This is a genomic window from Streptomyces sp. WAC07094 (assembly GCF_036320405.1).
GTDB classification, from domain to species: domain Bacteria; phylum Actinomycetota; class Actinomycetes; order Streptomycetales; family Streptomycetaceae; genus Streptomyces; species Streptomyces lannensis.
Genome location: NZ_JAVMJZ010000001.1, coordinates 3,039,294 through 3,063,168, shown reverse-complemented (window position 1 = coordinate 3,063,168; position 23,875 = coordinate 3,039,294). Strand labels below are relative to the sequence as shown.

Sequence of the window (23,875 nt, the reverse complement as noted above, 5' to 3'; positions counted from 1 at the left end):
GGAGCCGCCCGATGAGGGTCCTGCTGATCGGAGCCAACGGATATCTCGGACGCTTCGTCGCCGACCGGCTGCTCGCCGACCCGGCCGTGCAACTCACCGCGCTCGGCCGCGGCGACGACGCCGACGTACGGTTCGATCTCGCCTCCGGCAGTCCGGGCGCGCTCACCCGCTTCCTGGACGCCGTCCACCCCGGGGTCGTCATCAACTGCGCGGGAGCCATCAGAGGCGGCGCCCGCGACCTCACCCGGCACAACACCGTCGCCGTCGCCACCGTGTGCGAGGCCCTGCGCCGCAGCGGCTGCGGGGCCAGGCTGGTGCAGATCGGCTGCGGGGCCGAGTACGGACCCAGCCAGCCCGGCTCGTCCACGGCCGAGGACGCCATCCCGCGCCCCGGCGGCCCGTACGGCGTCAGCAAGCTCGCCGCGACCGAACTGGTCCTCGGCTCGGGCCTGGACGCCGTCGTGCTCCGTGTCTTCTCGCCCGCGGGACCGGGCACCCCCGCCGGATCCCCGCTGGGTCGCCTGGCCGAAGCGCTCCGCCGTGCCATGCAGTCCGGCGACGGCGAACTGAAGCTGGGCGGTCTCGGCGTCCAGCGTGACTTCGTCGACGTCCGCGACGTCGCCCGGGCCGTCCATGCCGCGTCCCTCTCCGCGGCGCAGGGTGTGATCAACATCGGCTCCGGCCGTGCGGTACGGCTCCGCGACGCGGTCGCCGTCCTCGCCCGTGTGGCCGGCTACGGCGGCAATCTGCACGAACTCGACGGACCTCCCGGACCGATGCGGTCGGCCATCGGCCATCCGCGCAACGACCCGGAGCATGCGGCTCCCGTCGCCCATCCCTACCCGGACGGCTGCGGCAGCTGGCAGCAGGCCGATGTGCGCACCGCCCGCGACCGGCTCGGCTGGCGCCCGCGGATCAACCTCGAAGAGTCCCTCGCCGACATCTGGATGGAGGCGGCATGCCGCATCTGACCAGCACCACAGCGGGTACCACGACCACCGGCCTGGACATGGGCCTCGGTATCCCCGGTTATGCGCACCCGCTCGTCGCCCCGCTGGAGTGGGGGGAGCTCACACGCCCCGGCACCCCGGTGCACTGGGCGGTCCTCAACGTGAGCGGAGGCCCGGGCATCCGGCCCGACCCGCACTGCCTGGAGGCGGCGGGGAGGCTGACCAACGCGGGCGTCCGTGTTCTCGGTCACCTCGACGTCACCTATGGCGCGCGGCCCCACGGCGAGTTGATCTCCGAGGCCCACCGCTATCTCGACTGGTACCGGGTCGACGGATTCTTCCTGGACCGCTGCCCGACCGAGCGGGCGGCACTTCCCGAGATCCGCCGCATCACCACCACCCTGCGCGCACTCCTCGCTCCGGGCCACATCGTGCTGGGTCACGGCGCGCACCCGTATCCCGGATACGCCGAGAACGGCGACCAGTTGGTCACGTACTCCGGCCCCTGGAGCGAGTACCGCTGGTCGCAGGTGGCCGAGTGGACCGCCGACTATCCGCCCGAGCGGTTCTGCCACTTCGTGCACGGTGTGCCCCGCCGCCATCTCGAGGAGGCATTACGCATCGCGCGCTGGCAGGGGGCCGGGACGATCTGGTTCACCGACCGCTACGGCCGGGGTGGCCGAACCGACCCCTGGGAGTCCCTGCCCGGCTACTGGGACGAAATCGTCTCGCGCATCGGACCGGGTGTCTCGGAATGAAGAAGGGCGTGGCAGTGTTACGGGTGAACAACCGTAGTGATTGACCGACCAACGGAGTCCCCGTGTCGCTGCCACCCCTGGTTGAGCCGGCTGCCGAGCTCACCGTAGACGAGGTCCGCAGGTACTCCCGCCACCTGATCATCCCCGATGTCGGGATGGACGGGCAGAAGCGGCTGAAGAACGCGAAGGTGCTCTGTGTGGGCGCGGGCGGTCTGGGCTCGCCCGCGCTGATGTACCTGGCCGCGGCCGGCGTGGGAACGCTGGGGATCGTGGAGTTCGACGAGGTCGACGAGTCGAACCTGCAGCGGCAGATCATCCACAGCCAGGCCGACATCGGCCGCTCGAAGGCCGAGTCCGCGCGTGACTCGGTGCAGGGCATCAATCCTTATGTGAACGTGATCCTTCACGAGGAGCGGCTCGAGGCCGACAACGTGATGGACATCTTCAGCCAGTACGACCTGATCGTCGACGGCACGGACAACTTCGCCACGCGCTACCTGGTCAACGACGCGTGCGTGCTGCTGAACAAGCCGTACGTGTGGGGCTCGATCTACCGCTTCGACGGCCAGGCCTCCGTCTTCTGGTCCGAGCACGGCCCCTGCTACCGCTGCCTGTACCCGGAGCCCCCGCCGCCGGGCATGGTCCCGTCCTGCGCCGAGGGCGGCGTCCTCGGCGTGCTGTGCGCGTCCATCGGCTCCATCCAGGTGACCGAGGCGATCAAGGTCCTCACCGGCACGGGTGAGCCGCTCGTCGGCCGGCTGATGATCTACGACGCCCTGGAGATGCAGTACCGCCAGGTCAAGGTCCGCAAGGACCCGAACTGCGCGGTCTGCGGCGAGAACCCGACCGTCACCGAGCTCATCGACTACGAGGCCTTCTGCGGCGTCGTCTCCGAGGAGGCCCAGGCGGCCGCCGCCGACTCGACGATCACTCCCAAGCAGCTCAAGGAGTGGATCGACGACGGCGAGAACATCGAGATCATCGACGTCCGCGAGCCGAACGAGTACGAGATCGTCTCCATCCCGGGTGCCCGGCTGATCCCGAAGAACGAGTTCCTCATGGGCACCGCGCTGGAGAGCCTCCCGCAGGACAAGAAGATCGTCCTGCACTGCAAGACGGGTGTCCGCAGTGCGGAAGTCCTCGCCGTGCTGAAGTCGGCGGGCTTCGCGGACGCGGTCCACGTGGGCGGCGGCGTGATCGGCTGGGTCAACCAGATCGAGCCCGACAAGCCCGTGTACTGACCCCTACGGCGTACCGGCGAGACACAACAGGCCCACGGCTGCGACCAGTCCAGCTGCCGTGGGCCTGTGCCATGACCGGTCGCCCTCGGCCGCCGCGCACGGGCAGCGAACGCCCCGGCAGTCAGTCCACACCGGGTGGCACGCGCGTCGCCTGGTGGTAGTACATCCGCCAGCCCCCGGCTCCGTCCCCCTTGCGCCAGATCGAACTGTGCCTGGTCCTGCGCTCACCGATCATGGTCTCGAACGTCAGATGCACCAGCCCCGGCGCGAGCAGCACCCCCGAGATCCGCGAGGGCTCGTAGCGCGGACCGTCCTCCCCGCTGCCGGCAAGCCCGGCCAGTTCGGCGAGCATGGACTCGTACGTCCACCGCCGTCCCGACCCGCCGACCTCGACGAACTCCGGGTCGAGAAGCCGCCCGGCACGTTCGCGCGAGGCACGCACATCCGGGTCCATGAGAAGCAACTCGCCCGCGATGGCCTGGCTCACATCGTCCGTCGCACTGTCCATGGGCCCATCCTCGCCCGGCCGGCCGCCACCGGGGCGGGCGCCGACACTTTGCCCGAGGGCTTCGGGCGCCGCGATGCCCGAAGCCCTCGCGATCGTCATGAGCAGACCTTGCCCTCCGCCGGGACAGTGCCGTTCAGCAGATAGGCGTTCACAGCCGAGTCGACGCAGTCGCTGCCGCTCCCGTACGCCCCGTGTCCCTCGCCTTTCCATGTGAGCAGGACGCCGACGCCCTTGCCGAGCCCGTCGGCCATCTTCTGCGCGCCCTCGTACGGCGTCGCGGGATCCCCGGTGTTGCCCACCACCAGGACGGGCGCCGCTCCCGGGGCGCTGACCTCGGGATGGTCGAACTCCCCGGCCACCGGCCAGTCGTGACACCAACCGGCCGTGTCCCAGCCCAGGAAGTCGCCGAACACGGGGGAGATCTTCTCGAACTCCGGCAGCAGCTTCTTCATCTGCTGCGCCGTCGGCCGCTGCTTGTCGTCGAGACACGATATGACCCGCTGGGAGTGCGTCGTCGTGCCGTAGCGGCCCGAGGCGTCCCGCTCGTTGTAGGAGTCGGCGAGCCTCAGCAGCTCCGAGCCGTCGCCCGACTGGGCCGACTGCAGGGCGATGGTGAGCGCGGGCCAGCTGTCCTTGCTGTAGAGCGGCAGGACGATGCCGGTGAGGGCCAGGCTCTGGGTGAGCTTGCGCCCGGAGGAGGTCGGCAGCGGCTTGGCGTCGATCCGCTTCAGCAGGTCCGCGATCTCCCGGGAACCCTGCTTCGGGTCCTGGCCGGTCGACTTGAGGTAATCGTCAAGCGCCCGCTGGAAGCCGAGGGTCTGGTTCTTGGCGTGGCCCACACTGTCGGCCGTCGGGTCCACGACCGCGTCGAGTACGGACCGGCCGATGTGGGTCGGGAACAGATGGGCGTACACACCGCCGAGTTCGGTGCCGTAGGAGATGCCGAAGTAGTGCATCTTGCGGTCGCCGAGCACCTCGCGGATCAGGTCCATGTCGCGCGCCGTGTCGGTGGTCGACACATGCGCGAGCAGCTTTCCGGCGGCCTTGGCGCAGCCCTTGCCGAAGTCGGCGGCGTCGCGGAGATACGCCGTCTCCTCGGCGGAGTTGTCCGGAGTGGTGTCGACGGTCTCGGCCGCCTGGATCGCCTTGTCGCTGCGGCAGCGGATCCCCTCGCTGGCGCCGACCCCGCGCGGATCCCAGCTCACCAGGTCATAGCGCTCGTGGAGCTTGGAGACGACGTTCGCGTACGACGGCAGTATCGAGACGCCCGACCCTCCGGGACCGCCGAAGTTGAACAGGAGCGAGCCCATGCGGCCGTCTCCGGTGGCCTTGGAGCGGATCAGTGCCACGCCGATGGTCTCACCGCCGGGCTTCGACCAGTCCAGAGGCACCTTCACCGTCGCGCACTGCCAGTCGCCGGACGGCGCGGAGGCGCCCTTGCAGCGACCCCAGTCGAGCTTCTGGGAAGTGAGGGAGGAGGGCAGGCCGGAGGACGTGGCGGGAGCGGACGCCGAGAACGCGTCGTCGGACCCGCGCTTCGCGTCGTCGTCCGACGCGCCGGACGAACCGCCGCAGCCTGTCAGCAGCGCCGCCGCGGCGACCGCGGCCGTCCACCATGCGAAACGTGGCATGTGCACCCCCTGACGAGCTCCCCGCACGGAGACGCGAGGAGCAGTCAGGCCATAGTAGGCGGGCCCGGCCGAGACCATGCCCGCCTGTGGATAAGTCACTGACCTGCGCTTTTCCTGTGATTGTGCGCCGGTCGAGGAAGGGTCGCCACCGGGAGCCGGCGGGATCAGTAGCAGACGGTACCGGCCCTTGGGACCAGTCCGTTCAGCAGATAGTTGTTCACGGCGTTCTGCACGCACTTGCTCCCGCTGTCGTAGGAGCCGTGCCCCTGGCCGTGGTAGGTCAGCTCGATGCCGACACCCTTGCCCAGCGCCTGCGCCATCCTCCTCGCGCCCTCGTACGGGGTGGCGGGGTCACCGGTGTTGCCGACGACCAGGATCGGCGGGGCACCGGGCGCGCTCACGTTCGGATGGGTGGCCGCTCCCGCGACCGACCAGTCGGTGCAGCTGACCATTCCCCAGGCCAGGAGATCGCCGAACAGCGGGGACGCGGCCCGGAACTGCGGCAGGCTCGCCTTCACGTCCGCGGTGGTGTAGCGCGCCTTCTGGTCCGCGCAGTTGATGGCGATGTTCGCGGGGATCAGATTGCTGTACTGGCCGTTGTCGCTGCGCCCGTTCATCGCGTCGGACAGCAGCATCAGCACCTTGCCGTCGCCGGCGTACGCCTGCTGGAGGCCCTCGGTGAGGTACGGCCAGAAGTCCTTGGAGTACAGGGCCTCGGCGATGCCGTTGACCGCGGCGGTCTGGGTGAGCAGCCGGGGCGCGATGCCGGGGATCGGCTTGCTGTCGAGCCTCTTGATCAGCGCGGTGATGCGGTTCCTGACGTCCTGCGGCGTCTTGCCGATCGGGCATCCCGTGCTCTGCTGGGTGCAGTTCCGGGCGAAGTTGTCGAACGCGAGCTGGAAGCCCTTGGCCTGTCCGAGCGCGCTCTGTTTCGAGTCCTGTGTCGGGTCGACGACCGCGTCGAGCACGGCCCGGCCGAGCTTTCCGGGGAACAGGTGGGCGTAGACGCCGCCGAGTTCGGTGCCGTACGAGATGCCGAAGTAGTTCAGCTTGGCGTCGCCGAGCACCTGACGCATCAGGTCCATGTCCCGGGCGGCGTCGGTGGTGCGTACATACGGCAGCACCTTGCCGGAGTTCAGCTTGCAGGCCCTGTTGAATCGCTCGGTGTTGTAGAGGTACGTCTTCTTCTCGGCCGGGGTGTCGGGTGTCGCGTCCTGCTGGAAGAACGCGTCGAGTTGCTGGTCGTTCTCGCAGATCACGGGCGAACTGCGGCCGACGCCGCGCGGGTCGAAGCTCACCAGGTCGAAACGGGTGCGCAGGGCCGCGTAGTCCTGCGCGAAGGCGGGCAGCGTACTGACGCCGGAGCCGCCCGGGCCCCCGAAGTTGAAGACGAGGGAGCCGATGCGCTTGCTCGGGGGGCCGCTGGCCTTCACCCGGATCAAGGCTATGTCGATGGTGCCGCTCTTGGGGTTGTCCCAGTTCAGGGGCGCTTTCATGGTGGCGCACTGCCATCGGCTGCCGTCGGGCAGCGGCGCCGGGGCACTGCCGCCGCCCTGCGCGGCGGAGGGCGCGGGGCAGTCCTTCCAGTTCAGCTTCTGACCGGCCGTGTTCGCGGTCGGGTCCGAAGGCGCCCCGGTTGCGGGGCCGGTGGTCCAGCCCGTCAGCAGGGGGGTTGCGAGGACAGCGGTGGCGGCCAGTGAGACGGCGCGGATCCTGTGAGGGTTCGACATGATCCCATCGTGCGGGCGCACGACGGGAAGCGCTCAGAATGCGGGCCGTGCGGGTGAGTTCGGGTGCCGGAAACCGCGTGTCGCTTTGCGTGACGGGGGCCGGCGCCCGCACCTGGCTCCGGTACTAGAGCGACCCCTTGCGCGTCAGATGGTTGAAGAACAGCCACCCGGGCAGGACAGGCAGCCACAGCGTCAGCAGCCGGTACAGCAGCACCGCCGGTGCGGCCACCTCCTTGGGGAGGCCGACGGCGATGAGGCCGACGGTCAGGGTCGCCTCCACCGCGCCCACGCCGCCCGGGGTCGGCGCGGCCGATCCGAGCGCGTTGCCCGCGAGGAAGACGACCGCGACGCTGGCCAGGGTCAAAGTGGTCGGCTCCTCGTGACCGAACGCCCGGATCGACGCGTCCAGGCACATCACGAACGACGCGGTCAGCAGCAGCATGCCGCCGATACCGGTGACCAGCTTCTGGGGGCGCTGCAGCACGTCCAGCATGCGCGGCACGACACCCGCGAACAGCGACCTCACGCGCGTGACGACGAACTTCCGCAGGAACGGCACCGACGTGACCACCAGGACGAGCACCGCGACCGTCAGCAGGCCCGCGATGACCGTACGGGAGGGGGACAGCGACGGTGTCTTCTCGGTGCCCGTGAGATAGCCGAAGGAGAGCAGCATCAGCACATGGCAGCCCAGTCCGAACAGCTGCGAGGCGCCGACGCTGGCGACCGCGAGACCCGGCCGTACGCCGGCGCGCTGCAGGAAGCGCGTGTTGAGCGCCACTCCGCCGACCGCGGCGGGCGCCACGATCTTCACGAAGGAGCCGGCGACCTGCGCCGCCACGGTCCGCCAGAACGGCACCCGCTCGGGCACGAAGCCCAGCAGTGCCATCGCGGCCGCGACATAACTGAGGGCGGAGAAGAGCACGGCCGCCGCCACCCAGCCCCATTCGGCGCTGGAGAAAAGCGTGCCGAACTCGATGTGAGTCAACTGGGTGAGCAGGAAGTACGCGCCGATGGCACCCGCGATGAAACTGATCAGGGTTCGGGGCCGCACTCGCTCCAGGCGGGCCGGCTCGACCGGCGCCTGCGGGCGGATCCGCAGCACCTGGTGGCGGATCTGGGTGAGCAGATCCTCCTCGCGTGCCTCGTCGAGCGCCTCGTCGAGCGCTCGCTTCTCGGCCCGGTGCTCTGCGCGGGCCGCCTTCTTGTCGGGCTTGTCGAGAACGACTTCCGCGCCCTCGTGGCCTTCCTCCAGGCGGGCCGCCTTGGCCTGCCGGGACGCCTCGAGGACTGCCTCCCGCTCACGATGCGCCCGTTCGCGGGCGAGTTTCCTGAGCGTCGCGCGCGTGGAGCGCGTCAGGGCGATGGGCTGGAGCATGGGCAGACAGTCGGCGACCGCGTCCGGGCCGAGCACGCCGACCGCGGACGCCACCGAGCGCGGGGCACCGACGCGCAGCCCGAGCGTGGTCAGCAGCTGCGCGATGTCCATCCGCAGCACCAGGTCGCCGGCCGCGATCTCGCCGTTGCGCAGATCCGTCAGGATCACCGCGCCCGAGCCGTCCACCACGATGGCGTCGCCGGCCAGCCGGCGGTGTGCGATGCGCCGTGACTGAAGGGCGCGCACCTGCTGCCAGGTGTCGCGCATCAGCTCGTCGGTGATCTCCTCGTCGGCCAGCTGGTCCAGGTTTCGGCCGCCGGTGTGCTCGTAGACGAGCATCACGGCGTCCGGGCCGAGCTCCGAGGTCGCGATCAGCTTGGGGGCGTTCGCTCCTGCCGCGATGGCCGCGTACGCGAGGAGCGCCTCCTGCTCGAGGGCCTGGCGCAGCGACTGCAGGCTGCGGCGGGTGGTGATGCCGCGCAGGGTCAGCTGCCGCCACACACGGTAGAAGAAGGCCTGGGCCTGCTGCTCCCGGTCGACGACGGTGACGTCCAGGGGCGGGCCGTCCTCCAGGGTGACGAAGTAGCGCCGGCCGCGGTCGCCGCTGTCCGTCGTGTCGGGCATGTCCTCGCGCGCCGCGGTCACGGGGCGGAAGCCCACGGTGCGCAGGCCCGCCATCAGGGTCCGCCCGGTGGGCCGTACGTTCGGCGAGCCGACCGCGTACAGCGTCCCGGCCGCGACGGTCCAGCCGATCAGGACCGTCAGGACGATCGAGAACGGGGTGGTGTAGCCGGTGACCAGCATCGAGAAGGCGTCGAGCAGCAGCACCACCCACAGCACGGCGCGCCAGCGCGGTCGGCGTGACATGCCGACGGCCGTCATATAGGCGATGACGGGTGCGAGGTAGCCGTGCACCGGGTCGGTCAGGGCGTGGATGTCGCCGGGGGAGGGCTGGGTGAGTGCGTCCTGGATGGAGGGCGGCGCCGCCCGGGCGACCCACAGGTCCGTGGCGAGCGTCACCCCGTGGGCGAGGACCGCCGCGAGGACGCCGTCGGCGATCCGCAGCCCGTCCCGCTTGATCAGCCGCTCGATCGCGAAGGCGACCGGCACCAGAAGGATCGCGATGCTCGACGCCAGACCCGCGATCTTGATCAGGAGGTCGGGTGCCTGCCCGGTCCCCTTGTTGATGTCCTGTTCGAGCCCCGATGTGGTGCCGTGTGCGAACGCCGCGATCGCAAGGAGCACCGCGATCGCGAGCACGCCCACCAGGAGGCGCATGAGATCGGAGGGACGGTGCACGCGCGCGGGGAGCAGCGGTTCGTCGCCCTCGACCTCGTCGTTGTGGGCGTCGACGCGGTCCTCCTCGGACTGGTGACGCGGGCCGGTCTTCGGGGCCTCCGGCGGCCCCTTCGCGTCGTGTGCCTTATTGTGCGCGTTTTCGCCGGTCTGCAACTTCTTGTCGTCGGCGCCTTCGTTGCGGGTCCGTCCGGCTGCGGCGGTGTCCGGGCGCGACGAGGCCTCAGAGGTGCCCTCCGCGTCGTCGGGGTGCACACCCTGCTGTTTCATCGTCTCTTCTTGATCTCGTATCACCAGTCACCGCCCGCATGATGGTGGCATGGCACCCCGACACACGGGGGCATCAGGGTGCAAATGCGGGGGCGCACAGTCTGCCCGAAGCGCCGCCCCGGGGCGAGGCATAAGCCCGGAGGCTCTCACGTCACATTGTCGGTCCCGTGGGGCAGGATGGGGCGGATGAGCGAGGAGAGCCTGCCGGACGCCCTGCCGGAATACGCGGAACGTGTCCTTGACGTGGCGGATCGTATTCCGCCGGGGCGCGTGATGACGTACGGGGACGTGGCGGAGTGGCTGGAGGAGGGCGGACCGCGTCAGGTGGGTCGTGTGATGGCGCTCTACGGAGGCGCGGTTCCCTGGTGGCGCGTCATCCGCGCGGACGGTGTGCTGCTGCCCGGCCATGAACTGGAGGCGCTGGGCCACTACCGCGAGGAGGGGACCGCACTGCGCGAGGCGAGCCGCGCTGCCGAGGGCCATATGCCCCGGGTCGACGTGAGACGGGCGCGCTGGGACGGCGAGGAGCGCCCGCAAGGGCACCCCTGACGGCTTCCGGCGCCGCAGGGGGCCCGAGACGGCCTGTCGCCCGTTCGGGGTAACCAGGGCACGTCTGTGGCATGGGTTACGTTCGTGCCGCGGGGGACACCGGTGGCCCGTGAGGCGTGCCGGACCAAGGGGAAGGCCTGCTTCCGCCGTTCGCACGGGCGTAGCGTCGACGACGCGCGTGACGACCCTCATCCCCCCGTCACCGCCCGGCAGCCCCTCGGACTGCTGCCCGACGACCACACACCGACGACGGCGTTCCGCGCCGGCAGTGACAAGCACGAGCACGACGACCAGGACCGGCGAACCACGTGAGCTCCTCTTCCTCCACCAGGCGCCTGCCGCACCCCGGGGTGCGGCAGGGGAGCCGTGGCGCTTACCGACTGGTGCGTACCCCGCCTGTCCGGGTGGATCCCCCTCTGCTGGACGCAGCACAGCGGACGGTGGTTGACCACGGGGCCGGCCCGCTGCTCGTCCTCGCGGGCCCGGGCACCGGCAAGACGACCACACTGGTCGAGTCCGTCGCCTCCCGGATCGCCCGCGGCGGCGACCCGGAGCGCATCCTGGTCCTGACGTTCAGCCGCAGGGCCGCCGTCGACCTGCGCGACCGGATGGCGCAGCGCACAGGGGCGGCGCACGCCCCGCAGGCCACCACGTTCCACTCCTTCTGCTACGCCCTGCTCCGCGCCCACCAGGACAGCGACCTCTTCGTCGAGCCCCTGCGGCTGCTGTCGGGACCCGAGCAGGACGTGGCCGTGCGGGAGCTGCTGGCCGGCCAGCCCGACCTGGAGCGCCTCGGCCTCGCGCACGTCCGCTGGCCCGACGAACTGCGTGCCTGCCTGACCACACGGGGCTTCGCCGACGAGGTCCGCGCCGTGCTGGCCCGCACCCGCGAACTGGGCCTCGGCCCCCATGCCCTGCGCCGCTTCGCCGAGCGCATCGGCCGCCCCGACTGGCAGGCCGCCTCGGCCTTCCTCGCGGAGTACCTGGACGTCCTGGATCTCCAGGGAGTGATCGACTACGCCGAGCTGGTCCACCGTGCGGTGCTGCTGGCCCGTCGCCCCGAGGTTGCGGAACGGCTGGCCGCCCGGTACGACGCGGTCTACGTCGACGAGTACCAGGACACCGACGCGGCGCAGGTCCGCCTCCTGAAGGCGCTCGCGGGCGGCGGCCGCACGCTGGTGGCCTTCGGGGACCCCGACCAGTCCATCTACGCGTTCCGCGGCGCCGACGTGGGCGGCATCCTGGACTTCCCGCACGCCTTCCCGCGCAGGGACGGCACCCCGGCGCCCGTCGAGGTCCTCAGGACGTCCCGCCGCTCCGGCGCCGCCCTCCTGGCCGCGACCCGGCTGCTGACCCGGCGCATGCCCCTGACCCGGCTTCCGGCGGAGAAGGTGCGCGCCCACCGCGAGCTCGGCGCGGTGCGCGACGGCGGCCGGGTCGAGGTCCTCACCTGCCCCACGGCCGGTGCGGAACTGGACAACATCGCCGACATCCTGCGCCGGGCGCACCTGGAGGACGGCGTCGCGTGGGGCGAGATGGCCGTCCTGGTCCGCGCCGGAACGCGCACGATCCCGATGGTCCGCCGCGCCCTGACGGCCGCAGGAGTCCCTCTGGACATCGACGGCGACGACCTGCCGCTGCGCCACGAACCGGCCGTGACCCCGCTGCTGACGGCACTGCGCGCGGTGGCGCGGGCGGAGGCCGCGGGCACGCCCCCCGGGGAGGCCGGCCAGCAGGGCGCCGGGCCCGAAGAGGCGCAGCCGGAGCCCTGGCTCGACACCGAGACCGCCCTCGCCCTCCTTGCCTCCCCGCTGGCCGGCATGGACGCCGCCGACCTGCGCCGCCTGGGCCGTGCGCTGCGTGAGGAGGAGCGGGCAGCGGGCAACCCCGTGCCCCCGCCCTCCGACGCACTGCTCGCCCGGGCACTTGCCGAGCCCGAGCGGCTGGTCGCGCACGACCCGGCCTACGCGCGCGGAGCCCAGCGCCTCGGCGGGCTCCTGAGGAAGGCACGTGAGCGGCTCGCCGGCGGCGGCACGGCCGAGGAGGCCCTGTGGGAGCTGTGGGACGGCACCCCCTGGCCCAGGCGACTGGAGAACTCCTCGCGCCGCGGCGGCGCGGCGGGCCGCAACGCCGACCGCGACCTCGACGCCGTGTGCGCGCTGTTCGCGACCGCCGCACGCGCGGAGGAACGCACCGGCGGCCGGGGCGCCCTGAACTTCCTGGAGGAGATCGAGGCCCAGGACATCGCCGCCGACACGCTCACCCGGCGCGCCGTGCGTCCCGACGCCGTACGCCTGATGACCGCGCACCGCTCCAAGGGACTGCAGTGGCGTCTGGTCGTCGTCGCGGGTGTCCAGGAGGGACTCTGGCCCGACCTGCGCCGCCGCGGGTCCCTGCTGGAGGCCGACCGCATCGGCCGGGACGGACTCGCCGAACCTCTCACCCCCGGCGCGCTGCTGGCCGAGGAGCGGCGCCTGTTCTACGTCGCCTGCACACGCGCGCGTGAACGTCTCGTCGTCACCGCCGTCAAGGCCCCGGCCGACGACGGCGACCAGCCTTCCCGTTTCCTGACCGAACTCGGTGTCGAGCCCAGGAACGTCGCCGGGCGCCCCCGCCGTCCGCTGTCCGTCGCCGCGCTCGTCGCCGAACTACGGGCCACGACCGTCGACCCGCGCGCGTCCGACACCCTCAGGGAGGCCGCCGCCCGCAGGCTCGCCCGGCTCGCCGCGCTCACCGACGACGACGGCCGTCCGCTGGTGCCGTCCGCACACCCCTATCGCTGGTGGGGCATGTGGGACCCGACGCGGAGCAAGGTGCCGCTGCGCGATCGCGACCAGCCCGTCGTGCTCTCCGGAAGCGCACTGGACCAGCTCGCCAACACCTGCGCCCTGCAGTGGTTCCTGGGGCGCGAGGTGAAGGCCGACGCGCCGGCGACCGCCGCCCAGGGGTTCGGCAACGTGGTGCACGTGCTCGCCGACGAGGTGGCCTCCGGTCGTACCCCCGCCGACCTGAACGTTCTCCTGGAACGGCTCGACTCGGTGTGGAACGCCCTCGCCTTCGACGCACCGTGGAAGTCCGACCAGGAGAAGGCCAACGCGCGCGTGGCACTCGAACGCTTCCTTCAGTGGCACGTCATGGACCGCACCGGACGCACACCCGTCGCGAGCGAGCACGACTTCGACATCACGCTCGAAGAGGGCGACTACCAGGTGCGCATCCGCGGCTCCATGGACCGTGTCGAGGCGGACGGCGAGGGCCGCGCCTACGTGGTCGACTTCAAGACCGGCAAGCAGGCCCCCAGCGCCGCCGAGGTGGCGCGCCATCCGCAGCTCGCCGTCTATCAGCTCGCCGTGCGTGAGGGCGCCGTCGACGAGGCGTTCGGAGGTCTGCGCGCCGGAGCCGGGCGGCGCCGAACTCGTCCAGTTGCGGCAGGGCGCCGCACGGAAGGACGGCGGCGACACGGTGCCCAAGGTGCAGGCCCAGGAGCCGTTGGCGGGGGAGTGGGTCGGTGAACTGCTCGCCACCGCGGCAGGCAAGGTCCTCGACGAACGCTTCTCGCCGACCACCGGGCAGCACTGCACGCACTGCGCGTTCCGCGCCTCGTGCAGTGCGCGCCCGGAGGGCCGCCACGTCGTGGAGTGACGGCACCTGGTGAACCGCCCCTGAGGGCCGTGCCGGTGAGCCGTCCCTGTGATGCACCGCACCACGCGTGCTGACCAGCGCTTCTCCCGGCGCGGCAGGTGAGGTGGCATCCACTGTCGGTGGCCGCCGATAGCCTCTGAGTCGTGCCCGCCCGTATCACCGATCCCGAACAGCTCAAGGAGCTCCTCGGGATCCCGTTCACCCCTGAGCAGACGGCCTGCATCACGGCGCCGCCCGCCCCACAGGTGATCGTGGCCGGCGCAGGCTCGGGCAAGACGACGGTGATGGCGGCCCGCGTGGTGTGGCTGGTGGGCACGGGTCAGGTCGCCCCGGAGCAGGTCCTCGGCCTGACGTTCACCAACAAGGCCGCCGGTGAACTCGCCGAGCGCGTGCGCAAGGCGCTCGTGAAGGCGGGAGTCACCGACCCGGACGTGATCGACCCCGACCACCCGCCGGGCGAGCCGCTGATCTCCACGTACCACGCCTTCGCGGGCCGCCTGCTGACCGACCACGGCCTGCGCATCGGGCTCGAGCCCACCTCGCGCCTGCTGGCGGACGCCACCCGCTACCAACTCGCCGCGCGTGTGCTGCGCGAGGCGCCCGGCCCCTACCCGGCCCTGACCCGCTCCTTCCCCGACCTCGTCAGCGACCTCCTCAGCCTCGACTCCGAACTGTCCGAGCACCTCGTGGAGCCCACACAGGTGCGCGCCCACGACGCCGGACTGCTGCGTGCCCTGGAGCGCGTCCGGCTCACCAACGCGGAGCTGCGCAAGGTTCCCGAGACGGCGGCAGCCCGCCGTGAACTGGCCGAGCTGGTGAGCCGCTACCGCGCGGCCAAGCGGGAGCGCGACCTCCTCGACTTCGGCGACCAGATCGCCCTCTCGGCGGCACTCGGCCGCATCCCCGAGGTCGGCCGCGTCCTGCGCGAGGAGTTCCGCGTCGTGCTGCTCGACGAGTACCAGGACACATCGGTGGCCCAGCGTGTGCTGCTCGCCGGACTGTTCGGCGGCGGCACCGGACACCCGGTGACCGCCGTGGGCGACCCCTGCCAGGCCATCTACGGCTGGCGCGGCGCGTCCGTCGCCAACCTCGACGACTTCCCCGAGCACTTCCCGCACACGGACGGCCGCCCCGCGGCCCGCCAGGCGCTCAGCGAGAACCGCCGCAGCGGCGGCCGGCTCCTCGACCTGGCCAACGGGCTCGCCGAGCCGCTGCGCGCGATGCACGCGGGCGTGGAGGCACTGCGCCCGGCCCCCGGCGCCGAACACGACGGACAGGTCCGCTGCGCACTGCTGCGCACCCATGCCGAGGAGATCGACTGGATCGCCGACTCCATCGCCCACCTGGTGCGTACCGGCACGGCGCCCGGGGAGGTCGCGGTGCTGTGCCGCACGGCGACCGACTTCGCGGAGATCCAGGGCGCCCTCGTCGCCCGTGACGTCCCCGTGGAGGTCGTGGGTCTGTCCGGACTGCTGCATCTGCCCGAGGTGGCCGACCTCGTCGCCGTCTGCGAGGTCCTGCAGGACCCCGGCGCCAACGCCTCCCTGGTCCGCCTGCTCACCGGCCCGCGCTGGCGCATCGGCGCCCGCGACCTCGCACTCCTGGGCCGGCGCGCCCGGCTGCTCGTGTCGCACGCGCGCGTGGACGCCGACGACGACATGGACCGCCGACTCGCCGCGGCCGTCGAGGGCGTGGACCCCTCCGAGGTGACCTCGCTCGCGGACGCCCTGGACACCTTCCTCGAGCTGCCGATCGAGGCGGAGGGGGAGGACGACGGCCTCCCCTTCTCGCCCGACGCGCGCGTGCGGTTCGCGCGCCTCGCCGCAGAACTGCGCGAGCTGCGCCGCTCCCTCGCCGATCCGCTGATGGACGTCCTGCACCGGGTCCTCACCGTCACCGGTCTCGAGGTGGAGCTGTCCGCCTCCCCGCACGCGCTGGCCGCCCGCCGCCGCGAGACCCTGTCGAACTTCCTGGACGTCGCCGCCTCGTTCGCCGCCAACGACCCCGACGCCTCCCTTCTGGCCTTCCTCGGCTTCCTGCGCACCGCCGCCCAGTACGAGAAGGGCCTCGACAACGCCCTGCCCGGCGGCGAGAACACCGTCAAGGTGCTCACCGCCCACAAGTCCAAGGGCCTGGAGTGGGACGTCGTCGCCGTCCCCGGGCTGGTCACCGGCGCCTTCCCCAGCACCCAGGGACGCGAGAAGTGGACGTCCCAGGGCAAGGTGCTGCCGCACGCCCTGCGCGGCGACGCCGACACCCTGCCCGACGTCGCGACCTGGGACTCGCGGGGACTGAAGGCCTTCCACGAGGCCATGAAGGAGCACCAGCACACCGAGGAGCTGCGCCTCGGCTACGTCACCCTCACCCGCCCCCGCTCCCTGCTGCTCGGCTCCGGTCACTGGTGGGGGCCCGCCCAGAAGCGTCCCCGCGGACCCTCGGACTTCCTCCAGGCCCTCTACGAGCACTGCGCCGCCGGGTACGGCGAGATCGAGGTCTGGAGCGAGGAGCCCGCCGAGGACGAGGAGAACCCGGCGCTGCACCGGGCCTCCGCCGACCACGCCTGGCCGCTGCCACTGGACGAGGACGCACTCGCCCGCCGCCGCGCCGCCGCGGAGACGGTGCTCGGCCACCTCGACGCGATCGCCTCGCACGACGGAGCCCACCCCGCGGCGGGCGGCGACCCCGCCGCGTACGACGACCCCGAATGGCCGCCCCCGCCCGACGACGAGGATCTCCCCGGCGACGGACCCTCCCACGAGGACGCAGGCCGCTACGACGACCGCCCCGGCGAGGAGCAGGACCCCTACGAACACGTGCCCGACGCCGGCCCCGGCACGGGGCTTTCCGGCGAAGCCCCCTACGACGGTTTCGCCGACGGCGGCCACGACGGGTATCCCGAAGAAGGGCCCATCGGCTTTCCCGGCGAAGGCCCCTACGGCGGGTTCCCCGACGGCGACCCCTATGAGGGGTTCCCGGACAGCGGCCTCGACGACGGCTTCCCCCACGATCCCCGGGACGCGGACCCCTCCGACGTGGATTCCCGGACGGTGGACCACCGCGCACACCGGCCGGCCGCCTCCCACGCACGCGTGCCGCACGGCGAGGCCGCTCCGACCGTCCCGCATCCCCGCCGGCACCCCGTGGAGGACGAGAGCGGTCCCACCCCGGAGGAGACCCGCACCATCGCCGCCTGGGACCGCGACCTGGACGCCCTCACCGGAGAGCTGCTGCGCGCCCGAGCGGCCGTGACCGACGTCACGCTGCCGCCGTCCCTGACCGCGTCGCAGGTGCTGGGCCTGGCCGCCGACCCCGACAGGCTCGCGCAGGAACTGGCGCGCCCCATGCCGCGCCCCCCGCAACCCGCCGCGCGCCGGGGCACCCGATTCCATGCCTGGGTCGAGGCGCGCTTCGAGGAACTGCGACTGCCCATGCTGGAGCCGGAGGAACTGCCCGGCGGCGACGCCGAGATCGCCGACGAACGCGATCTGGAGGCCCTCAAGGACGCCTTCGAACGCACCCCCTACGCGCACCGCACCCCGTACCGCGTCGAGTCCCCGTTCCAGCTCGCCATCGCCGGCCGCGTGGTGCGGGGCCGCATCGACGCCGTCTACCGCACGGACGACGGCGACACGGCGGGGTACGAGATCGTCGACTGGAAGACCGGCCGCGGCCGCACCGGCGACCCGCTCCAGCTCGCCCTGTACCGGCTCGCCTGGGCCGAGCAGCAGGGGGTGCCCCCGGAAGCCGTCAAGGCCGCGTTCCTGTACGTCCGCACGGGGGAGGTCGTACACCCCGAGGACCTACCCGACCGGGCCGCGCTGGAGAGGCTGCTGCTGGGCGAGCCCTCCGCCGAGGAACCGGCGGACGAGGATGCCGGCGCGGGCGGATAGGCTCGTGACCATGAGCGAGACCCCGGACAGTGCCGTCCGCACGTACATCGACGACCACCGTGCCGCCTTCCTCGACGACCTCGTGGAGTGGCTGCGCATCCCGTCGGTGTCCGCCCAGCCCGAGCACGCGGCGGACGTGCGCCGCAGCGCCGAGTGGCTCGCCGCCAAGCTCCTGGAGACCGGATTCCCCACCGCCGAGGTGTGGCCGACCGCGGGTGCCCCCGCCGTCTTCGCCGACTGGCCCGCCGACGACCCCCAGGCGCCCACCGTCCTCGTGTACGGGCACCACGACGTTCAGCCCGCCGCCCGCGAGGACGGCTGGACCGGCGACCCCTTCGAGCCGGAGATCCGCGAGGGCCGCCTCCACGCGCGCGGGGCGGCCGACGACAAGGGGCAGGTGTTCTTCCACACACTCGGCGTCCGCGCCCACCTCGCCGCCACCGGCCGGACCTCCCCGGCGGTCCACCTGAAGCTGCTGATCGAGGGCGAGGAGGAGTCCGGCTCGCCGAACTTCCGTGCCCTCGTCGAGCAGCACGCGGACCGGCTCGAGGCCGACGCCGTGATCGTCTCCGACACCGGCATGTGGTCCGCCGACACCCCCACCGTGTGCACGGGCATGCGGGGCCTGGCCGAATGCGAGATCACTCTGCACGGGCCCGGGCAGGACATCCACTCCGGCTCCTTCGGCGGTGCGGTGCCCAACCCGGCCACCGAGGTCGCCCGGCTGGTCGCCGCCCTGCACGACGAGCACGCGCGCGTGGCGATACCCGGCTTCTACGACGGCGTCACCGAGCTCACCGACCGCGAACGCGAACTCTTCGCCGAGCTCCCCTTCGACGAGATCCAGTGGCTGCGGACCGCGAAGTCGACCGCGATCCACGGCGAGGCCGGGCACACCACCCTGGAGCGCATCTGGGCCCGCCCCACCGCCGAGGTCAACGGCATCGGCGGCGGCTACCAGGGCCCCGGCAGCAAGACGATCATCCCGTCCTCGGCGATGGTCAAGCTCTCCTTCCGCCTCGTCGCGGGACAGGACCCCGACCACATAGAGAAGGCCGTCCGGGCCTGGGCCGCCGACCGGGTGCCCGCCGGGATCCGGTACGAGATCACCTTCGGCTCCGCCACCCGCCCCTGCCTGACGCCCCTGGACCACCCCGCCCTGCAATCCGTCGTACGGGCCATGGGGCGCGCCTTCCAGCAGCCCGTCCGTTTCACCCGCGAGGGCGGCTCCGGACCGGCCGCCGACCTTCAGGAGGTGCTCGGCGCGCCCGTGCTGTTCCTCGGCATCTCCGTCCCCTCCGACGGCTGGCACGCCCCGAACGAGAAGGTCGAACTCGATCTGCTCCTCAAAGGTGTGGAAACCTCCGCATATCTGTGGGGCGAGCTGGGGAAGGGGCGGCACCGTGCGGACTGACGATCTCGCGGGCCGGACGGTCGGCCGACCGTCCCGCGGGGCGCGGCACACTGGAAGAGCCGCCCCGCAGGCACAAGGTCCACCGAACCCGGTCCCCTCCAGCCGTACGTCCCGCTGAACCGCCTGCCGAAACCACCGCTGCACCGGGGGAGTTGGAAGTACCCGTGACCATCTGGACCGACCACACCGCCGAGCGACCCATTTCGCTCACCGCCCCGAGCGGCATCGACCGCGCCGCCCACCACCGGCTCGACGAGGCGTGGCTCGCCGCGGCGTGGAGCCACCCCACGACGCGCTGCTTCGTCGTCTCCGGCGGCCAGGTCCTCATCGACGAGACGTCCGACGGCCGGACCGAGCTCGTCATGACCCCCTCCTTCGAGGCCCCCCTCACCGAGGCCCACCGCTACTTCCTGGGCACCGACGAGGACGGCGTCAGCTACTTCGCGCTCCAGAAGGACGCCCTGCCCGGCCGTATGGACCAGTCCGCGCGCCCTGCGGGCCTGCGCGAAGCGGGCCTGCTGCTGTCCCCGCGCGACGCCGGCCTGATGGTGCACGCGGTCGCCCTGGAGAACTGGCAGCGCATGCACCGCTTCTGCTCGCGATGCGGCGAACGCACCGTCATCGCGGCCGCCGGTCACATCCGCCGCTGCCCGGCTTGCGGGGCCGAGCACTACCCCCGCACCGACCCCGCAGTGATCATGGCCGTCATCGACGACGAGGACCGGATCCTGCTCGGCCGCCAGGTCCACTGGCCCGAGGGCCGCTTCTCCACCCTCGCCGGCTTCGTGGAGCCCGGCGAGTCCATCGAGCAGGCCGTGCGCCGCGAGGTCTTCGAGGAAGCGGCCGTCTCCATCGGCCAGGTCGAGTACGTCGCCAGCCAGCCCTGGCCCTTCCCGTCCAGCCTGATGCTCGGCTTCCTCGCCCGCGCCACCTCCACCGACATCGAGGTCGACGGCGACGAGATCCACGAGGCGCGCTGGTTCTCCCGCGAGGAACTGCGCGACGCCTTCGAGTCCGGCGAGGTCCTGCCCCCGTACGGCATCTCCATCGCCGCACGCCTGATCGAGCTGTGGTACGGCAAGCCCCTGCCGACCAGGAGCGTCTGACCTCGGGGCGCACACCGTGAGCGACCCGTACTGGAACCAGGACGTCCACTACCACCGCGCCGTGCTCACCGCCGTGCCGCAAGGCTGCCGGGCGGCACTGGACGTCGGCTGCGGAGACGGGCTGCTCGCCCGCAAGCTCGCGGACCGGGCCGGATCCGTGACGGGCGTGGACCGTTCGCCCGACATGATCCGACTCGCCCGGCAGGAGACGCCCCCGAACGTCACCTTCGTGGAGGGGGACTACCTCGACACGGCCGCACTGCCGGCCGCTGCGTACGACTTCGTCAGCGCGGTCGCCGTCGTCCACCACACCGTCTTCGAGGACGCCGTGGCGGCCCTCGAACGGCTGCTGACCCCCGGCGGACGACTGATGATCGTCGGCCTGGCGTACGACCGGACGTTCACGGACTGGGTGATCAGCGGGTGCGGCATGCCCGCGAGCAGGCTCCGCGCGCTGCTCAAAGGGGGAAAGCGCGGCCCGGCCGGAATGCCCCTCGAGGACCCGAACATGCACTGGACCCAGATCCGCGAGGCCGCGTCCCACCTGCTGCCGGGTTGCAGCTTCCGCCGCCGGCTCCTGTGGCGCTACACGCTGGTGTGGGACAAACCGCGAAGAAGCGGCCCCTGAGGATCCCGGGGACCGCCTCCTGCCAAGCCGCAACCGCGAAGCGGTCAGGCGCCGATCTTCTGCTTGACCTGCGCGAGCGACGGGTTCGTGAGGGTCGAACCATCCGCGAACAGCACGGTCGGGACCGTCTGGTTGCCGCCGTTCGCCTTCTCCACGAACGCCGCGGACTCCGGGTCCTGCTCGATGTTGATCTCGTTGTACGTGATGCCCTCACGGTCCATCTGGCTCTTCAGCCGACGGCAGTAGCCACACCACGAAGTGCTGTACATCGTCACAGTGCCCGGCATGTCTGTCGCGCTCCTCTACGGCTCGGTATGCATGGTCGCAGTGAAGGCAACGTATGTGAACCTTCCACCATTCCCGCCACCCGGCGCGCACGCCCCCGTCCCCACGGTGACGAAGAGCGGCCCCGGCGAGCGATGACACCCACCGTGGTGAGGAGCGGTGCCACCAGGTGAGCGAGCGGCGGCGTGCGCTGCGGCGAACGTCCCCGCCTGCCGCAGTGAGCGCCTGCGTCAGCTGCGGCGAACGGCACCGCCCGGCACATCGACGACCGGCTCTGCTGCCGCACTAATACGACTGAATGTGCCTGCCTGTGGACAACCGCCGCACCCGTCTCCGCCGACCTGGCAGCATGGCGGGGTGACAGCAGCAACGCACTCCACCCTCTTCCCGCAGGTTCCGGACTCGGCCGACGCGGTGCTCGACGGGCTCGACCCCGAGCAGCGCGAAGTGGCGACCGCTCTGCGCGGTCCGGTGTGCGTACTGGCAGGCGCAGGCACCGGCAAGACCCGCGCCATCACCCACCGCATCGCCTACGGAGTCCGCTCCGGCGTGCTCCAGCCCTCCAGCGTGCTCGCCGTCACCTTCACCAACCGCGCCGCGGGCGAGATGCGCGGCCGCCTGCGCCAGCTCGGCGCCACCGGCGTCCAGGCCCGCACCTTCCACTCCGCCGCCCTGCGCCAGCTCCAGTACTTCTGGCCGAAAGCCGTCGGCGGCGGCATCCCCAAGATCATCGATCGCAAGATCCAGATCGTCGCCGACGCGGCCGCCGCCTGCCGCATCCGCCTCGACCGCAACGAACTGCGTGACGCGGCCGCCGAAATCGAATGGGCCAAGGTCACCCAGACCGTCCCCGCCGACTACGCCGCCGCTGCCGTCAAATCGGGCCGCGATGTCCCCCGCGACCCCGCCGAGATCGCCCAGCTCTACGCCGCGTACGAGGACCTCAAGCGCGACCGCGCCGTCATCGACTTCGAGGACGTCCTCCTGCTCACCGTCGGCATCCTCCAGGACCGGCACGACATCGCCGACGAGGTCCGCGCCCAGTACCAGCACTTCGTCGTCGACGAATACCAGGACGTCAGCCCGCTCCAGCAGCGCCTGCTGGAACTCTGGCTCGGCGACCGCGACAGCCTCTGCGTCGTCGGCGACGCCAGCCAGACCATCTACTCCTTCACCGGCGCCACCCCCGACCACCTCCTCGACTTCCGCACCCGCCACCCCGGGGCCACCGTCGTCAAGCTCGTCCGCGACTACCGCTCCTCACCCCAGGTCGTCCACCTCGCCAACGGCCTCCTCGCCCAGGCCCGGGGCCGAGCGGCCGACCACCGACTCGAACTGATCTCCCAGCGCGCCGCAGGCCCCGACCCCCTCTACACCGAATACGCCGACGAGCCCGCCGAAGCCGAAGGTGCCGCCCGCCGCATCCGCGACCTGCTCGCCACCGGCGTACCACCGGCGGAGATCGCGATCCTGTTCCGCACCAACTCCCAGTCCGAGACCTACGAACAGGCCCTCGCGGACGCCGGAATCCCCTACCAGCTCCGTGGCGCCGAACGGTTCTTCGACCGACCCGAGGTGCGCAAAGCGGGCATCGCCCTGCGCGGCGCCGCCCGCTTCGGCACCAACGACACCCTCCTCGACGACGCCGTGGACCTCCCCTCCCAAGTGCGCGCCGTCCTCTCCGGAGAAGGCTGGACACCCACACCCCCCGCGGGTTCGGGAGCCGTCAGGGAACGATGGGAATCCCTGGCCGCACTCGTGAACCTCGCCCAGGACTTCGCCGCGGCCAAAGCGGGCGCCACCCTCGCCGACCTCGTGGCGGAACTGGACGAACGGGCAGGTGCCCAGCACGCCCCGACCGTGCAGGGCGTCACCCTCGCCTCGCTGCACTCGGCCAAGGGCCTGGAATGGGACGCCGTCTTTGTCGTCGGCGTCGCCGAGGGCATGATGCCGATCACCTACGCCCGTACGGACGAACAGGTCGAAGAGGAACGCCGCCTCCTCTACGTCGGCGTCACCCGCGCCAGAGAACACCTCCACCTCTCCTGGGCCCTGTCCCGGTCACCCGGCGGCCGGCCCAACCGGCGGCCCAGCCGCTTCCTCGACGGACTGCGCCCCGGCTCCTCCGGCACCGCCGGACGCGCGGCCACCGGCGGCCGCGGAGGCGTCGAACGAGGCTTCAGCACCGCCGGCACCACCCCCGCCCCGCGACGCACCAACCGGACCCCGGCCCGCTGCCGGGTCTGCGGACGCACCCTGTCCGACGCCGGCGAGATGAAACTGATGCGCTGCGACGACTGCCCGTCCGACATGGACGAGGGCCTCTACGAGCGGCTGCGCGCATGGCGGGCGGTGCAGGCACAGCGCAGCGGTCAGCCCGCGTTCTGCGTCTTCACCGACCGGACCCTCGTCGCCATCGCCGAAACCGCCCCCGGGGACCCGGGTGAACTGGCGCGCGTCCCAGGGGTCGGAGCCCGCAAGCTCAACCGCTATGGGGCAGATGTCCTGGCTCTCTGCGCGGGCCGCGACCTCGCGGAAGAGGACAACGGCGGCTGAGACGAACTCGTCGAAAAAATAGTTTGCGCATGCCCCAGCAATC

At 71.8% G+C, this 23,875-nt stretch carries 15 protein-coding genes and 1 pseudogene; 11 read left to right on the top strand and 5 right to left on the bottom strand.

Translation table 11 applies throughout. From position 1 onward, the window contains the following. Positions 1 to 11: 11 nt before the first annotated feature. From RCR19_RS13375 to moeZ, 3 genes are all read left to right on the top strand, one after another. Positions 12 to 971, top strand: a complete 960-nt coding sequence (locus tag RCR19_RS13375) for an NAD-dependent epimerase/dehydratase family protein (protein ID WP_331265352.1) — start codon at positions 12 to 14, stop codon at positions 969 to 971. Beyond that, a complete protein-coding gene (locus RCR19_RS13370) occupies positions 959 to 1,708 on the top strand; it encodes a spherulation-specific family 4 protein (protein WP_331265351.1) in 750 nt (249 codons plus the stop codon). Before RCR19_RS13375 ends, RCR19_RS13370 begins: the two co-directional genes overlap by 13 nt. Positions 1,709 to 1,770: 62 nt before the next feature. Beyond that, on the top strand, positions 1,771 to 2,949 hold the full coding sequence (gene moeZ, locus RCR19_RS13365) for an adenylyltransferase/sulfurtransferase MoeZ (RefSeq protein ID WP_059128333.1): 1,179 nt from the start codon (positions 1,771 to 1,773) through the stop codon (positions 2,947 to 2,949). Between the two features lie 121 nt (positions 2,950 to 3,070). On the opposite strand, the gene RCR19_RS13360 is transcribed toward moeZ, so the two are convergent. The 4 genes from RCR19_RS13360 to RCR19_RS13345 form a co-directional block, all read right to left on the bottom strand. Continuing rightward, positions 3,071 to 3,457, bottom strand: coding sequence for a DUF4440 domain-containing protein (locus RCR19_RS13360; protein WP_331265350.1), 387 nt, complete (start codon positions 3,455 to 3,457; stop codon positions 3,071 to 3,073). A 95-nt stretch (positions 3,458 to 3,552) separates the two neighbouring features. Continuing rightward, positions 3,553 to 5,088: an alpha/beta hydrolase gene (locus RCR19_RS13355; protein ID WP_331265349.1), complete on the bottom strand. Its 1,536-nt coding sequence runs from the start codon at positions 5,086 to 5,088 to the stop codon at positions 3,553 to 3,555. A gap of 164 nt (positions 5,089 to 5,252) precedes the next feature. After that, positions 5,253 to 6,818 carry an alpha/beta hydrolase gene (locus tag RCR19_RS13350; RefSeq protein ID WP_331265348.1) on the bottom strand — a complete coding sequence of 522 codons (1,566 nt, stop codon included), beginning with the start codon at positions 6,816 to 6,818 and terminating at the stop codon, positions 5,253 to 5,255. A 124-nt stretch (positions 6,819 to 6,942) separates the two neighbouring features. Continuing rightward, positions 6,943 to 9,762, bottom strand: coding sequence for a lysylphosphatidylglycerol synthase transmembrane domain-containing protein (locus tag RCR19_RS13345; RefSeq protein WP_331265347.1), 2,820 nt, complete (start codon positions 9,760 to 9,762; stop codon positions 6,943 to 6,945). Between the two features lie 186 nt (positions 9,763 to 9,948). Here RCR19_RS13345 and RCR19_RS13340 point away from each other — a divergent pair, with 186 nt between their 5' ends. The 7 genes and pseudogenes from RCR19_RS13340 (at position 9,949) to RCR19_RS13310 (ending at position 20,991) form a co-directional block, all read left to right on the top strand. Beyond that, on the top strand, positions 9,949 to 10,311 hold the full coding sequence (locus RCR19_RS13340) for an MGMT family protein (protein ID WP_331265346.1): 363 nt from the start codon (positions 9,949 to 9,951) through the stop codon (positions 10,309 to 10,311). Positions 10,312 to 10,413: 102 nt separating this feature from the next. Continuing rightward, complete coding sequence (locus RCR19_RS13335; protein WP_331265345.1) at positions 10,414 to 10,623, top strand: hypothetical protein; 210 nt, start codon at positions 10,414 to 10,416, stop codon at positions 10,621 to 10,623. Next, positions 10,620 to 13,953: pseudogene (locus RCR19_RS13330) on the top strand (ATP-dependent DNA helicase). Before RCR19_RS13335 ends, RCR19_RS13330 begins: the two are co-directional and overlap by 4 nt. A 143-nt stretch (positions 13,954 to 14,096) precedes the next feature. Further along, complete coding sequence (locus tag RCR19_RS13325) at positions 14,097 to 17,843, top strand: ATP-dependent DNA helicase (RefSeq protein ID WP_331265344.1); 3,747 nt, start codon at positions 14,097 to 14,099, stop codon at positions 17,841 to 17,843. A gap of 10 nt (positions 17,844 to 17,853) precedes the next feature. After that, on the top strand, positions 17,854 to 19,257 hold the full coding sequence (locus RCR19_RS13320) for a dipeptidase (protein ID WP_331265343.1): 1,404 nt from the start codon (positions 17,854 to 17,856) through the stop codon (positions 19,255 to 19,257). Between the two features lie 152 nt (positions 19,258 to 19,409). After that, positions 19,410 to 20,363 carry an NAD(+) diphosphatase gene (nudC, locus tag RCR19_RS13315; protein WP_331265342.1) on the top strand — a complete coding sequence of 318 codons (954 nt, stop codon included), beginning with the start codon at positions 19,410 to 19,412 and terminating at the stop codon, positions 20,361 to 20,363. Between the two features lie 16 nt (positions 20,364 to 20,379). After that, positions 20,380 to 20,991, top strand: coding sequence for a class I SAM-dependent methyltransferase (locus RCR19_RS13310; protein WP_331265341.1), 612 nt, complete (start codon positions 20,380 to 20,382; stop codon positions 20,989 to 20,991). Positions 20,992 to 21,035: 44 nt separating this feature from the next. On the opposite strand, the gene RCR19_RS13305 is transcribed toward RCR19_RS13310, so the two are convergent. Beyond that, entirely contained in the window at positions 21,036 to 21,278 is a 243-nt protein-coding gene (locus RCR19_RS13305; RefSeq protein WP_059128322.1) for a mycoredoxin, read from the bottom strand. A gap of 298 nt (positions 21,279 to 21,576) precedes the next feature. Between RCR19_RS13305 and RCR19_RS13300 the strand changes: the two genes are divergently transcribed. Further along, positions 21,577 to 23,832: an ATP-dependent DNA helicase UvrD2 gene (locus tag RCR19_RS13300; RefSeq protein WP_331265340.1), complete on the top strand. Its 2,256-nt coding sequence runs from the start codon at positions 21,577 to 21,579 to the stop codon at positions 23,830 to 23,832. The last annotated feature ends 43 nt before the right edge of the window (positions 23,833 to 23,875 follow it).

Excerpts from the sequence above, each read along its gene's own strand:
- RCR19_RS13375 (WP_331265352.1), top strand. The coding sequence starts at position 12 with ATGAGGGTCCTGCTGATCGGAGCCAACGGATATCTCGGACGCTTCGTC.
- RCR19_RS13370 (WP_331265351.1), top strand. The coding sequence starts at position 959 with ATGCCGCATCTGACCAGCACCACAGCGGGTACCACGACCACCGGCCTG.
- RCR19_RS13360 (WP_331265350.1), bottom strand. The coding sequence starts at position 3,457 with ATGGACAGTGCGACGGACGATGTGAGCCAGGCCATCGCGGGCGAGTTG.
- RCR19_RS13355 (WP_331265349.1), bottom strand. The coding sequence starts at position 5,088 with ATGCCACGTTTCGCATGGTGGACGGCCGCGGTCGCCGCGGCGGCGCTG.
- RCR19_RS13350 (WP_331265348.1), bottom strand. The coding sequence starts at position 6,818 with ATGTCGAACCCTCACAGGATCCGCGCCGTCTCACTGGCCGCCACCGCT.
- RCR19_RS13345 (WP_331265347.1), bottom strand. The coding sequence starts at position 9,762 with ATGAAACAGCAGGGTGTGCACCCCGACGACGCGGAGGGCACCTCTGAG.
- RCR19_RS13340 (WP_331265346.1), top strand. The coding sequence starts at position 9,949 with ATGAGCGAGGAGAGCCTGCCGGACGCCCTGCCGGAATACGCGGAACGT.
- RCR19_RS13320 (WP_331265343.1), top strand. The coding sequence starts at position 17,854 with ATGAGCGAGACCCCGGACAGTGCCGTCCGCACGTACATCGACGACCAC.
- RCR19_RS13305 (WP_059128322.1), bottom strand. The coding sequence starts at position 21,278 with ATGCCGGGCACTGTGACGATGTACAGCACTTCGTGGTGTGGCTACTGC.